Source organism: Desulfohalovibrio reitneri, from assembly GCF_000711295.1.
GTDB classification, from domain to species: Bacteria; Desulfobacterota; Desulfovibrionia; order Desulfovibrionales; family Desulfovibrionaceae; genus Desulfohalovibrio; species Desulfohalovibrio reitneri.
In genome coordinates this window covers 98,525-111,437 of record NZ_JOMJ01000004.1, presented here as the reverse complement: position 1 = coordinate 111,437, position 12,913 = coordinate 98,525, and the positions used below count along the sequence as shown (strand labels likewise).

The following is a 12,913-nucleotide window of genomic DNA, read 5'->3' as shown; positions in this document are numbered from 1 at the left end:
GGCTACTCCGGCAGGAATCCGTCGATGACCGGATAGAAGTCCCGCACGAAACGGGTTCCGGCCTCCCAAGCCGCGTCTTTCGTTCCACGGACCGGGGTGGAGATGCGCACGAAGCTCTCGTCGCGGCGGCGGTGCAGCGCGGAGTTGAGCACCTCCCTGATCTTCAGCGAGTACTCGTCGTTGAGGGTCAAATCGCGCATCTGGAACCAGTACAGGAGCATGTCCCTGGTCTGGCCCATGCCGTAGACCGCCTTGACCAGATTGACCTGTTCGCCGCCCACGTCCAGTGACGTGGGGGTTGAGGACAACTGCGTCCAGCCGCTGCCGGGCATGCAATTGCGCGGGGAGTGGATGCCCCCCGCCTCCTCCGAGCCGGAGAAGTAGCCGATGAACAGGTCCACGGTGTGCCCGTCCTCGTGGCGGTAACGCCGGGCGAGGTAGTCCGTGGGCCTGAGCACCTGGATTTCGCCCGAGCTGAGCTGGGACTGCCCCACCATGCGCCATCCCTCGTGGGAGGCCGGGAACTGCTCCAGGGGGCGGGCCAGAGGCACGGCCACGTCCTCATGCAGATGCATGAAGGCACCTGCGCAAGCCACCAACAGGGAAACCGCCAGAAAACGCCACCAGACCATCACTGCGCCCTCCCCTTTCTCGTCTTCCAACTGCGCCGTTCGTCTATTTTGTGCCGGAACCTGCCCCACGCCTTGAGGGGGTGGTTCCTCCTGCCCGGCTCATAACCGAAGTAGTCCAGCATTTCCCCGGCAACCTCCTGCGCGATGGACTGATCCACCGGGCTCATCTCCCGCTTCCACTGCTGCACGAAGTCCTTGCTGGGCGCGCCCATGAGGCCCGAGTGATACGTGGAGGACCGCCGCTGGCCCAGCTTTTCCGCCGACCTGCCCTGATACTGGAGCATGGACTCCTCGAAGGGCAGATCGAGGAACTCGCAGAGACCTCGCAGACTGTCCCCGGGCTTCTCCACCAGGTCCTCGTAGCGCAGGGTGCTCCGCCGCCCGGGCGGCAGCATGCGCAGCATCTTGTCGCAGACCTCCACCTTGCGCGCCCACTCCCGCAGGGCGGAGACCAGATCATCCGGCCCCCAGTGCCGCCGGACCACGGAACGCGCCACGTCGCGGCCGTCGCGCACCAGGTGGATGAACTTGCATTCCGGGAACAACTCGTTGAGCAGGTCCGCATGGTAGACGTAGGAGGGGGTCTTGTCCCCCCAGCGGGTCTTGCCCGCCTTGGCGGCGTGCGCGGAGTAAACCGCGTCGATGGCCGAGGACAGGTCCCGGCAGGCGTCGACGTCCACCTCGTCGGGCGTCACGTCCACCTCCCAGTCCTTGACGAAGTGGTCGCCCAGAATCTCCTCCACCAGCGCCCGGCGGAAGACGGGGGACTCGAAATCCCCTTGCCCGTTCAGCACGTACTTGCGGTGGAGCCTGACGATGAAGTGCGACTCGTAGGGAATCCACAACTGGGAGTGGCTGTCCAGCATGAGGTTCAGCAGGGTGGTTCCCGAACGGTGGACGCCGACGACGAACACCGGCGGCTGCTTGGTCTGCGCGGTCATATCCCAATCCTCTTGAGTACCACGCCGAGGGCCACGAACAGCGCCACGGCGGTCATGAAAACGAACAGTCCGGCGAACTCGTGGAAGAAGCCCTTGGCCGCGGCCTCGCCGAAGTACTTGGCCAGAATGCCCGTGCCCACCACGCGCAGGGCGTTGGTGATGACCGCCAGGGGGATGGTTGACAGGATGAGCAGCGCCCGCTGGATGTTGGAGCGGTGGAAAATGAGGGCGTAGGCCACGCCGATGGCCAGCAGGGACATGATGGACCGCAGCCCGCTGCAGGCGTTGGCCACCTCCAGGGTGATGTGGGGGAACATGAGGATGTTCCCCTCCTGCCAGACCACCACGCCCATGGTCTTGAGCGTGAACACGGAGATTTCCGTGACGAACAGCTTCAGGGGGAAGGCGGCCGCGTTGTAGAGCACGTAGGGGATGGGCACCATGAGCAGCAGGTAGGCCAGCGGCGCGGCCAGCTTGCCCGTCACCCGTCGTCCCAGCAGAAAGAGCGAGGCCCCGGCCAGGACAACCACCAGGGAAGAGCGCATGGTGAAGTACTCCGAGGCCAGCCAGCCAAGCACCAGCATGCCCACCCCTCCGGCCACCACGGCCAATCCGATGGGGGCGGTGCCGACCGGGGTCTGGTTCAGCTCGTCCCGCTTGCGGTAGACCAGGTAGCCCGCGATGAGCGGCACCAGGAAGCCGTGGGAGTAGTTCTCGTCCGTGGCCCAGTCCTCGACCATGCCCTGAACCACGGGGAAATAAACCAGTGAAAGAACGGCGAAGAAGGCCACCCAGCCCGGCCAGGTTCGGCGGAGAGCGGTCGTCAGCGTCATGCGTGCTCCCTCCCGGCCGCGCGGGCGTCCTTGAGCCGCTTCAACCGGCGCAGGGCCGGAGCGGGGACGTGCGAAGCCAGGTAGTATTTGAGGTTGTGCCTGTCCAACCTGCGCCCAAGGCTCTCGCGCAGCAGGCGGCGCGCCCGGGGCAGGTCGAAGTTCCGGAAACAGTTCTGCCCCAGGGTGGTCAGGGCGAGGTGGACGTTTTCCTCCAGCCGCTTGACGATGGCCTCCCCGCGCCCCTCGTAGGGGCCGCCCAATGGCTCGGCCCGCCGCAGCCGCAGGTGCTCGCGGAACATGGCCAGCTGGTTGGTGATCCACTTGTCCAGGTCGCCGGTCAGGGCGTCGGAGTCGATGTTGCGCATGCACAGCGGCTGGTCCACGAAGCGGAACTTCCGCGTCTCGGCCAGCCGCAGCCACATGTCGCGGTCCTCGGAGGAGCGCAGCCGTTCGTCGAAATAGCCCACGCGGCGCACGTCCTCCGTGCGCAGCATGACCGTGGAGGGTATGATGAAGTTTTCATGCAGCAGGTTCTCGTAGAGATACCCCTCGCCCAGGCGCTGGTAGCCCTTCTCGTGCAGCACGGAGCGGTGGGCCAGCTCGCCGAAGCGCGTCTCCACCATGTCCGTGTAGACCAGGGCGCATTCCGGGTCCTCGCGCATGATCCGTTCCTGGGCGGCCAGCTTGCCCGGCAGCCAGGTGTCATCCGAATCCAGCAGGGCGCACAGGTCGCCCCTGGCCAGCCGCAGGCCCGCGTTGCGCGCCCCGGAGAGGCCCTTGTTCTCCTGCCATTGGTACCGGACCAGGGGATGGCCGAAGTCGCGGATCAGCTCCCCGGAGTTGTCTGTGGAGCCGTCGTCGATGACCACCACCTCCAGCGGGGGCGGGTCCTGCTCCACGGCAGAGCGGATGGCGTCCAGCACGCAGCGGGCGCGGTTGTAGGTGGGAATGATGACGGACACGCCTTGCACGGCGCCGTCCCCGGAATCGCTCATGGCTCGACCGCTCCCATGGGCCCGGCCGGCACCCGGCCCGCCCCGTTGTGGTGAAGCTCCCCCAGCAGGGAGCGCATGCGCTCCGCCGACCTGCAGACCGAAAACCGCCTGGACGCTTCCGGCGCGAACTCCGCGAACCGCCGCGCCAAGTCCGGGTCGTCCAGGGCAAGGCGCATGGCCCGGGCCAGGTCCGGCGCGTCGCCGGGCCGCACGAAAAGGGTGGGGCTGTCCTCGATGTCCTCGGCCAGCCCCATGCAGGTTGAGGCCACCAGGGGCGTCCCGCTGCTCAGGGCCTCGGCCTTGAGCAGCCCCCAGGCCTCCCAGCGGGAGGGCATGAGCACCGCGTCCACCGTGGCGAACACCCGCCGCACGTCGTCCTGGTAGGGCAGAAAGACGAAGCGGTCCGCCAGTCCGGCCTCGGTGATGAGGCGGCGGTACTCGCGGATATAGTCGCCGGAGGCTGCCACCAGCACGCGGAAGGCGCGGCCTTCCCCGGCCAGCTCCTTGGCCGCCCGGATGACAAGGTCGAAGCCCTTCTGCTCCATGAGCCGCCCCAGAAAACCGAACAGGAACTCGTCCCGCCGCAGCCCCAGCTCCGCGCGCAAGCCGGGTGCGGTGTCGCGGCAGCCCAGGAAACGGGAGGTGTCCACGCCGTTGGGGATGATTTCGCAGCGCACACCGGACTCCTCCAGGCCGGGAATCTCCTCGCGCAGATGCTCCATGATGTCCCGCCCCACGGCGTGCACCGCATCCAGCCGCCGCACCAGCCGCCGCAGTCCGAGCCGCTTCAGCCGGCCGGAAAAGCCCGTCAGCAGGCGCTGCTCCAGGATGCCGTGGACCGTCAGCAGGTGGGGACGGGGGCGGAACGCGTTGGCCAGGGAGACAGCGGCCGCGGCGTTGAAGCCGTGGCTCTGCACCACGGTGTGCCCGCCGCCGCGCAGTTCCCGCCAGGCCGCCTTGGCCAGTTCGCGGGTTCCGCCCTCCACCGGCACCAGCCTGGCCCCCAGTTCGGCCGCGTCCTGGCGCAGCAGGTCCTCCTCCTGGGTGCGGTTGGCCAGAATGGTCAACTCCGTCTCCCCGGGGAACGCGCCGTAGGTGTAGCGCATGTAGGTGCGGATGCCCCCCACCGGCCAGCGGACAACGGCCAGCAGGCGGATGCGCCCGGTGTCGGCGGGAACGGTCACGGCCGCACCTCCACGGGTCCGGTGACGTCAGTGGGTACCCGCTTCTCCGCGCTGTAGCCGTCGCCGGAAACCCGCAGGACCACCTCGTCCACCGGTTTTTCCACCAGGCCGCCCCCGCCGATGCCCAGCACCTTGGTCAACAGGGAGGCGTTCCCGCGCTCGCCCACCAGCCGCCGCCGGACCAGGGCCAGCCCGGCCCCGCCGTCGGCCCCGCTGACCGCCGTGTCCAGCACGCCGGTCCCGGGCAGCATGGCGGACACCTCCGCACCCTGAACAGGTTGTCCCTGGCCATCGCGGACCACCACCTCCACTTGGCGGGCGAAGCGCAGTTCCTTGGCCATGGGGCTGGGCAGCTCGAACCAGATGTCCTCCGGCGCGGCCCCGCCCTCGTAGCGGTTGTCCACCAGCAGGGCGGTGGAGGCGTAGTCGCGGTAGGCGCTGCGGATGGTGTGGTTGTCCTCGCCGCCGGGCAGCTTGACGATGGTGTTGTCGCGGAAGACCGGAAAACCGTCGCAGGGGCCGTAGTCGTCGCCCAGCAGCAGAGCGCCCCAGTTGCTGGCGATGATGTTCTTCTCGAAAACCAGGCCGGGTGACTTGTTGTTGGCCACCACGCCCACGGCCGCGGCCTTGGCACCGTCGCCCCCGTTTACAGCGGCGATGATGTTGTGGTGGAAGCTGGCCGTCTGCTTGGGATTGGGCACGCCCACGTTGACCGCCCTCCCCCAGCTGTCCTCGCCCGGGCCGATTCGGTTCTTCTCCGCCCGCACCAGGAAGGTGTTGCAAAAGATCTCAATGCCGTCGCTCTTGCCCCAGGCGATGCGCATGCCCGCCGAGCCCGTGGAGCCGTACTCCGAGCCCGAAGCCGTGTTCATGACCTCCACATAGTTGGAGTAGGCCCTGACCCTGGGCGCGGGCCAGAAGCCCACCGGGTGAACCCCCCGGCCCACGATCCGGTTGCCAACGATTTCGCCCTTGCCCACGCGCACGCCGGTGGAGTTGGTCACCACGCTCTCCAGGCTCACGTCGCAGTCGCGCACAACCCCTTCGAAAATGGAGATGCCGTTTTGCCGGGCGCTGACCACCTTGACCCGCTCCACGGTGATGTCGTTGCCGTTGACGTAGAGCGCCTCCAGCCCCTGATGACGGTTGGAGACCTCCGTGCCGCCGTCCACCAGGGTGCAGGCCTCCACCACCACGCCCTTGCTGCCCCGCACGAAAAGCCCGATGACGTCCCGGGCGGACCACTCCAGGCGCAGACCGCCCAGGTGCAGCTTCTTGGCGCTGAGGGAAAAGATCGGATTGCAGCCCATGCCGTGCTCCGAGCCGGGGCTTTGCGCCCGGCCCTGGCGGATGGTGCCGTTGATGACCTGCACGTCCTCCAGCCACCACTTGTCCAGGCTCACCCCCTCGCCCTTCTCGCTTTGGTTGTAGACCACGGTATGGCCGTTGAGATTGAGGGTGACGTGGTTGGCCCTAATGCTGAATGCGGTTCCCTCGGTCTCGATGTCACGGTCCAGAACGTATTCCGTATGCCGCTGGTTCAGCACGGCCGGGCCGCTGACCACCACTCTGCGGCTGCGCTGGCGCGGGGCGACGTCCGCCCGGCCGGCCCCGGTCTCCATGTCGGCGCGGCCCATGGCCACGGGTGCTCCGGCCGGGGTGCGGGCGAGCACGTCCTGAAGGCTGGCGCCCATGGCCGGCCCGGCGGGCTGGAAGAAAACAAGCAACGCCGCGAGAAGCAGGAGGCGGGGGATCAGGCGCGGCATCTGGCGTACTCCATATCCTCGCCGCAAAAGCGTTCACTTTCCCGCTCTCCAGCCCCCTGGGAGGCCTCGCCGCGCACCACCTCGGAGGAGGCCAGGGCGAAGAAGGCCACGAACAGCCAGTTGTAGCGGAACATGTTGTGTCCAAAGAGGCCGTTGAAGAGCATGAGCACGATGATCATCTGCCCGGCCAGGGCAAGGCGGCGGTTGAAGACGAGCGTGCGCTCCAGCGGGGGGTCGGGCTCCTTGGCCAGCCTCTTGTCCGCTAGGCGCACCGTGGCTCGCAGCCGCAGGAAAATGGCCGCGATGAAGCCGAAGAAGGCCACGAAGCCGACGCCTCCCAACTCGCCGATGACCTGCCCCACCAGGTTGTGCGCCTGGGGGCCGTCGCCGCCGTACCAGGTACGGCGCGTGTTGTTGGGGCCGACGCCGGAGACCGGGTGCTGGGTGAACAGCTCCAGTCCGTGCAGCAGCCCTTGGAGGCGGCCCTCGGCGGACTGCTCGGCCCACTCCGCGGCCGGCCCCACTTCCGGATTGAAGATGGACATGAAGCGGCGCTGCTGCATCTCCGGCACGAACTGCCAGCCAACCAGCAGGATGGCCACGGAGAGCACGGCCACGCCGATTTTGCGCTTGGCCCGCCAGGAGATCATGGCCACGAACAACAGCGCCGTGACCATGCCGCTGCGCGACCCGGTCATGACGATGCAGATGGGGGCCAGCACGCCGTAGCCCAGCATGGCCAAGCGCATCCAGCGCTTGGTCAGCCCCTTGCCAAGCACCGCCCAAAGCAGCGGCAGGGAGTAGCAGATGGTGGCCGCGAAGGCGTTGGGCATGGCGTAGGTCTGGTCGATGCCGATCATGCGGGCGATTCCCATGCGCCACACGTAGCGGCCGTGGACGAAGAACTCCCAGGCGGACTTGCCCACGTAGATCATGGTCACGACAAGCATGGCCTTGGCGACGTACTCCAGCCTCTCCTGGCCGTGCACGGTCATCACCAGCACCAGGTAGAAAACCATCACCTTGAGGTATTTGACGGTCATCTCCCAGGCCAGGGGCACGTCCCAGGCCGTGGCCGTGGACAGGAGCAGGCTGAGCACCAGGACGAACAGCCACAGGTGCAGCGTGTCCATGCGGAACCGCTTGTCGCGGTAGACGAAGGCGCAGATCAGCAGGAGGATCATGAAGACCTTCTGGATGTACAGGCTGCCCAGTTGCGGCCAGTACTCGTAGGGCCTGAAGATCAGCAGGAAAAGGTAGATGGAGATGAGGTGCTTCACGGCCGCTCCACGGGTTCGGCCAGCGGCGCGACGGGCGCGTCGCCGGGTTGTTTCTTGCCCAATCCCGGGACCCTGGCCAGCACGCCCCGCCTCTCGCCGGAATCCAGCAGCCCCATGAAGGCCAGTGGAATATAGGCGGCGATCGCCGCGGCGGCGGCCAGAAGCAGGCGCGGATAGCTGGCTTCATCCAACGGCCCCAGAATCCACGCCAGCAGTCCGGCGAATACCAGCACCGGCGCGAGCAGGCGCAGGTGGCACGAGGCCGCGAACCGCGCCTTGGAAAAGTCCATGCGGTCGGAGAGGTGCAGCAGGAAGACGGTTTGCTGCACCAGCGTGGCGGCCAGCCCGGCCAGGGGCGGCCCGGCTATCCCGGCCACCGGCACCAGGGCGGCCCCGACGACCGTGGCTGTAAGGGAGCAGCAGACCACCATGCGGGCATAGAAGCGCACGTCGCCCCATCCCATGAGCACCCGCGCCTGCAGCGGCTGCAGCCCCCGGATGAGGGCCACCAGGGCCATTATCCGCAGCGGCCAGGCGCACTCCCGGGCGTACTCCGGGCTGATCCACAGGGCCACGAAGTGCGGCCCGCAGAGCATCACCGCCAGATAGGCGGGCAGAGTCAGCCCCACCAGGTAGCGGGTGTAGCGCAGGTAGACCTCCCGCACCCGGTCCCTGCCCTGCGCGCCCAGTTCGCTGAAGATGGGCATGAAGGCCGCGGTCAGGGACATGAGCACCTCGTTGGCGTACCCCACCAGACGGGTGCAGACCGTGAAGTAGGCCGTGTACACTGTGCCCAGGAGCCAGGAGACGATGATGGGGTTGGTGGTGCGGTTGAAGCGCACCGCGCTGGAGGAGGTGAAGACGCTGGTACCGAAGCGCAGCAGTTCCCGCATGGGCTCCTTCCCAACCAGGCCCGGCGCCAGCCGCAGGGAGGGAAACCCCCGGCGGCAGGCCCAGGCCATGAAGAGCATGGAGGCGGCATCCAGTCCCAGCTTGACCCAGGCCAGCCCCACCAGCCCGAACCCCTGGCGCAGAACCAGGATGGTCAGGCCCAGCCTGGCCAGCCCGGTCAGGCTGTCGAACATGCCCTTGTAGTGGTACTGGTGCAGCCCCAGGGCCACGCCGGAGAGGACGTTGCCGCAGAAAAGGAAGAACATGTTCAGCCCCACCACGTGGAGCAGCCGCTGCGACTCCAGCACGTCCGCGGGGTTGTCCACGAAGAGGTGCATCCAGTGGGGCAGGACGAACCAGCAGGCCAGGGCGGCCACCAGGGCCAGGAGCAGGAAGAAGGCCATGGCCGTGGAGGCCACCGCGTTGAGCCGGTCCTTCTCCCCCTTCCCCCGGTGCTGGGCCACCAGCTTCATGGTGGCCTGCTGCACGCCCAGGTCCAGGAACCCGGCGTAGCCGATGATGGCGAAAACCAGGGCCCAGAGGCCGTAGCGCGCGTCCCCCACCGTTTCAATGATGAACGGCGTGAGGACGAATACCACGCCGAAGTTGACCACATAGCGCAGGAGGCTCCAGGCGGCGTTCCTCCCGGCCACGGTCCGAACGGAGAGTCCGTTCACCTGGCCTCCCCGGCGGCTTGCCAGCTATCCAGCCTGTAGAGCGGGTCGCCCACGGCGCTCATGGCCCAGCGCACCGTGGGGGTGGCCATGCCGTACGCCTCGGCGAAGGAGTAGCGGCCGCTGAGGAAGCGGTCGAAGAAGATGTCGCCCCGGGTGAAGCCCTGCACGTACGGCTCCACCACCGAACCGAAGGTGGCGGTGACGCCCTCCTGCAGAAGCCCCTGCACCCAGCTGGGCCTGCCGTTTTCCTTGCGCAGCGTGCCGAAGGAGTTGGACTTGAGAAAGGCGGCCACCGAGCCGTCCGGCCAGGGTGTGTCGCGCAGGCGGATGTAGTCGTGCCCCCAGGCGAACAGCCACATGGTGCCGTCGGGCACCTGGTTTTCCCTGGTGTGCAGCCGGCCGTGCAGCACGGACTCCACGCCGTACTTCTCCACGATTTTGGCCATGCGCCTGCCCTTTTCGTCCTGCACGAAATAGGCGTCGCCGCTGGCGGGTGTGACGCGGCGCTCCGCGATCCTGGCCTTTTCGAACAGGCTCAGTGCGGTCTCCTCGTCCGGTCCGTCCAGGCGGGTGACGAGGTACATGCCCAGGGCGGGGTCGAAGTGGTTGTCGCTGCGGAAAAGCGGGCTGGGAGTGCCCATGACCCGGCCCCAGGTGTAGCGGCCAAAAAGGTCGGAGAGCATGGAGTCCACCGACCTGGCCCCGGTGGAGCGCGGCATGCGGTAGCAGGGCACCAGCACCCGGATCTTCCCGGCCAGGCCGTTCTCCAGCAGGTGCTCGCGCAGCGGCTCGGCCAGGTGGCGTTCGTAGCCGAAGTCGTAGCGGTCCTCGGGGATGTAGAATTCGACGATGTTGGACTCGGGCACGTTGCGCGCCCGGGCGTACTCTTCGGCCACATGGCGGGAGGAGCCGTCGCGGGCGCGAACCAGCAGGAGCACCTCGTCGAAACGCGGAGAGCGGGGGGCGGTCTTGCCGGTGGTCCGCACCTCCGCTGGTTCGCCCAGGTTTCCGTCGAGGTCCACGGCCTGCACCCGGTAAATATACTCGCCGCCCTTTTCCGCCTTGGTGTCGAGGTACATGGTGGGCCGGATCATGGGGGCGTTGGCCATTTTGCCGGTGGCCGCCCTGGTCCACTGTCCGGCCTTGGTGACGCGGGGCAGGCGGGCGATGATGCGGTAGGAGGGATCGCCCGGCCTCTTGCGGGCCACCTCGTACCCCTTGATGTCCACTTCGCGGCGGCGATCCCAGAAAACGCCCACCCCGACGGCCCCGGGCGCGGCGTAGAGGTTCTTCACCGCCGGGGGTGGGCCCTCGCCGTCCTCGCCCGGGTAGGCCATGAGCAGCGCCTGCCCGTGCTCCGTGCCGGAGGCGTCCACCGCGCGGAGGATGAAAGCGTACTGCTGGCCGTTCTCAAGCCGCTCCACCGTGTACTCGCCGTCGACGTCCCGCTCGGCCACCTGCTCCAGGGACTTCTTGCCGAATCCCAGCTCGTCGCCGGTGCGCACCCGGTAGATGCGGATCATCTCCAGGTTCAGCCGCTCGGCCACGCCGGGCTTGAGCTTCCAGCGCAGCAGGGCGGAGGAGTCCTGGTGCAGGGTGCCGCCCTGCTCGAATATGCCCTGGGCGTGGGCCGCCCCGGCCATGCAGATACTCAGGACGAGTGCGAACCAGACGGCCCGCATCGCGGGAATAGGTGCCATTGCCCCTCCACATCGTTGCTCGTTCCACGGCCGGCCCCTGCCGCGCCGCTCGAATCCCCCGTTTCGAAACAAGGGGAGAGCGAAATGCGTGCCAAGAAACCGGCCACAAACAACTTAATGATTCCAGGACAATGGGTGTAAAGAAAATCGCTGCGAGTTGTCCGCCGGAGCCATGCGGTCCGGTTTTCCCGGAATCGTCCAGCCCGGACATACGCGGCCGGAGCGGACAAGTCCGGGAGCGGCCGGATTGTCCGGCCGCCCGGGAGAACCTTCCTACTCCGGTGGGTCCTCCTGCCACCTGGTCGTCCGGCCGAAGCGCACCCGCTCGAAAGCCGAGCGCTCGTAGGTGAAGCCCACCTTCTCCACCACGTGCCGCGAGGCGTGGTTGTCCGAAAGGACGCCCGCGTAGACCCGCCCGTCGCAGCCCTTGGCGCGGAGGTCGTACAATGTCTGGCGCATGGTCTTTTGGTAGAGCTTTTTCCCCCTGCCGCGCGGTGCGGTGTAGGAGTTCCAGAGGGAGTGGGATTTCCGGGGAAAACGGATTTCCTGGCCCACCTCGGTGGCGAATGTCCCTTCGCTCTCCTTGCAGACCCAGCCGTAGTGAACCAGCCCCTCGGCATCGCTGACCGTGTAGATATGGTGGCCGTTCTCCAGCGCCTTGATGGTCTGGCGCAGGAAGGCTTCCCTGGTCTGCCAGGCCTCCTCGGGTCGATAGGAGAGCACGGCCGGGATGGAGTCGGCCTCCACCTCCTCGCCGCCCGGCTCGGGACGGTTGGCGGCGAGGTCGTAGAAATAGATGCGGTACTCCGCGTCGCGCCACAGTCTGTGGCGCATCCGCCTGACCAGCTCGGCCGGAATGCTGGAGGGCCGCACCCGCCGAGCCCTGGCGAGGAACGCCTTGACCCGCTCCGGCTCCACGCCCGCGCGCTCCAGCGCCTTCCTGGCCACCTTGCGCGCCCTGGCCGCGCACCTGTCCCGAAGGAAGGAGGACAATCCGCCGTGGACGGTCAGCTCCCGCACGCCGTCGAAACTGTCCGCGAAGCGCTCTTTGTAGGGATCCTCGCCCGGGGTCATGTCCAGGACGGGCACCTCCTCCTCGCCCAGCATGCGGGCCAGCAGGTACAGGTGGAACCTGCCAGGGGAGTATTTGGCCAGGAAGGGGGTGTGGGCGATGACGCCGAGGTGCATGGTCCCCCGTCCCAGACAGCCCAGATAGATGGAGGCGGGCTCCCCGCCCACGGTGAGCACCGAACCGTGCAGCACGCCCGCGTCCAGCAGGGAGCAGAGGAAAGGCCCCTTCAGCGCGTCCCGCTCGAAGGGCAGCGCGCCGTGCCAGGCGCCGTGGCGCAGGTCGCACCAGCTTGCCAGCTGGGCAAGCAGCCCCCGCAGTTCTGCCCCGTCGCGGATGCGGTCCAGCTTGACCTCGCCGTGCCGGGCCATCTGCTTCAATCTGCTTTTGTTGCTTTTCTTGCGCAGGGACTTGTCCGCGCGGTGCGCCGGGTCCCGCACCAGGGGCCGCATCCACTCCGTGGCGCTCCACCTGAAGCCGTTGCCGCCCTTGTCCAGCCACTGCAGGGGGGTGGCGGGTGGCAGGTAGCGAAAGACGAGGTCGCGACCGGGGAACCGGCCGTTCACCTCGTGCAAGGCCTTGCGCGGAAAGTCCTCGGCCTCGCCGGGCCGGGTTATCCAGCCCTGGTATTCGGCCTCGCGGCCGCCCAGCGGGACCAGCCGCCCGTCGCCGCGCGCCCTGGCCAGCGGGAGAAGCCCGTCCAGGCCATCTTCCACAGAGCCGCCCAGGACCACCACGGGCTCCCACTCGTCGCGGTAGGTCTCGCACCACGTCCTGACGAAGGGAACGTCCTGATAGACCGTGCTCCACGGGCAGGCGTCCAGCAAATCCCGCCAGGCCCGTTCGGCATCCTCGTCGAACAGGAATTCTTCAGCCCGGCTTCCCTCCAGAACGGAAATCCGCATTGCCACTCCCCCTAATCCGCCCCGGAACCCCGGGACGACT

Annotated in this window: 10 protein-coding genes; all 10 read right to left on the bottom strand. The window is 67.7% G+C overall.

Annotated features, from left to right (window positions below; all coding sequences use genetic code 11):
• Positions 1 to 2: 2 nt before the first annotated feature.
• A complete protein-coding gene (locus N911_RS0113055) occupies positions 3 to 632 on the bottom strand; it encodes an exosortase C-terminal domain/associated protein EpsI (protein ID WP_035105689.1) in 630 nt (209 codons plus the stop codon).
• Complete coding sequence (locus tag N911_RS0113050; RefSeq protein WP_029897881.1) at positions 632 to 1,573, bottom strand: sulfotransferase family protein; 942 nt, start codon at positions 1,571 to 1,573, stop codon at positions 632 to 634. Before N911_RS0113050 ends, N911_RS0113055 begins: the two co-directional genes overlap by 1 nt.
• Positions 1,570 to 2,406: an exosortase A gene (gene xrtA / locus N911_RS0113045; protein WP_029897879.1), complete on the bottom strand. Its 837-nt coding sequence runs from the start codon at positions 2,404 to 2,406 to the stop codon at positions 1,570 to 1,572. Before xrtA ends, N911_RS0113050 begins: the two co-directional genes overlap by 4 nt.
• Complete coding sequence (locus tag N911_RS17665) at positions 2,403 to 3,401, bottom strand: glycosyltransferase family 2 protein (protein ID WP_051694391.1); 999 nt, start codon at positions 3,399 to 3,401, stop codon at positions 2,403 to 2,405. Before N911_RS17665 ends, xrtA begins: the two co-directional genes overlap by 4 nt.
• Positions 3,398 to 4,585 carry a glycosyltransferase family 4 protein gene (locus N911_RS0113035; RefSeq protein ID WP_029897874.1) on the bottom strand — a complete coding sequence of 396 codons (1,188 nt, stop codon included), beginning with the start codon at positions 4,583 to 4,585 and terminating at the stop codon, positions 3,398 to 3,400. The genes N911_RS17665 and N911_RS0113035 overlap by 4 nt, the downstream gene beginning before the upstream one ends.
• Positions 4,582 to 6,351 (bottom strand): carboxypeptidase-like regulatory domain-containing protein, encoded by a 1,770-nt coding sequence (locus tag N911_RS0113030; protein ID WP_029897873.1) that lies wholly within the window; start codon positions 6,349 to 6,351, stop codon positions 4,582 to 4,584. The genes N911_RS0113035 and N911_RS0113030 overlap by 4 nt, the downstream gene beginning before the upstream one ends.
• On the bottom strand, positions 6,339 to 7,631 hold the full coding sequence (locus tag N911_RS0113025) for an O-antigen ligase family protein (RefSeq protein ID WP_029897871.1): 1,293 nt from the start codon (positions 7,629 to 7,631) through the stop codon (positions 6,339 to 6,341). Before N911_RS0113025 ends, N911_RS0113030 begins: the two co-directional genes overlap by 13 nt.
• Positions 7,628 to 9,199: a lipopolysaccharide biosynthesis protein gene (locus N911_RS0113020; protein WP_029897869.1), complete on the bottom strand. Its 1,572-nt coding sequence runs from the start codon at positions 9,197 to 9,199 to the stop codon at positions 7,628 to 7,630. The genes N911_RS0113025 and N911_RS0113020 overlap by 4 nt, the downstream gene beginning before the upstream one ends.
• The gene (locus N911_RS17050) at positions 9,196 to 10,899 is read right to left on the bottom strand and encodes a TIGR03790 family protein (protein ID WP_081859246.1); all 1,704 of its coding nucleotides are present in this window, start codon (positions 10,897 to 10,899) and stop codon (positions 9,196 to 9,198) included. Before N911_RS17050 ends, N911_RS0113020 begins: the two co-directional genes overlap by 4 nt.
• 273 nt (positions 10,900 to 11,172) lie before the next feature.
• The gene (locus tag N911_RS0113010) at positions 11,173 to 12,873 is read right to left on the bottom strand and encodes a GNAT family N-acetyltransferase (protein ID WP_029897867.1); all 1,701 of its coding nucleotides are present in this window, start codon (positions 12,871 to 12,873) and stop codon (positions 11,173 to 11,175) included.
• Between the last annotated feature and the right edge of the window lie 40 nt (positions 12,874 to 12,913).

Excerpts from the sequence above, each read along its gene's own strand:
- N911_RS0113055 (WP_035105689.1), bottom strand. The coding sequence starts at position 632 with ATGGTCTGGTGGCGTTTTCTGGCGGTTTCCCTGTTGGTGGCTTGCGCA.
- N911_RS0113050 (WP_029897881.1), bottom strand. The coding sequence starts at position 1,573 with ATGACCGCGCAGACCAAGCAGCCGCCGGTGTTCGTCGTCGGCGTCCAC.
- xrtA (WP_029897879.1), bottom strand. The coding sequence starts at position 2,406 with ATGACGCTGACGACCGCTCTCCGCCGAACCTGGCCGGGCTGGGTGGCC.
- N911_RS17665 (WP_051694391.1), bottom strand. The coding sequence starts at position 3,401 with ATGAGCGATTCCGGGGACGGCGCCGTGCAAGGCGTGTCCGTCATCATT.
- N911_RS0113030 (WP_029897873.1), bottom strand. The coding sequence starts at position 6,351 with ATGCCGCGCCTGATCCCCCGCCTCCTGCTTCTCGCGGCGTTGCTTGTT.
- N911_RS17050 (WP_081859246.1), bottom strand. The coding sequence starts at position 10,899 with ATGGCACCTATTCCCGCGATGCGGGCCGTCTGGTTCGCACTCGTCCTG.
- N911_RS0113010 (WP_029897867.1), bottom strand. The coding sequence starts at position 12,873 with ATGCGGATTTCCGTTCTGGAGGGAAGCCGGGCTGAAGAATTCCTGTTC.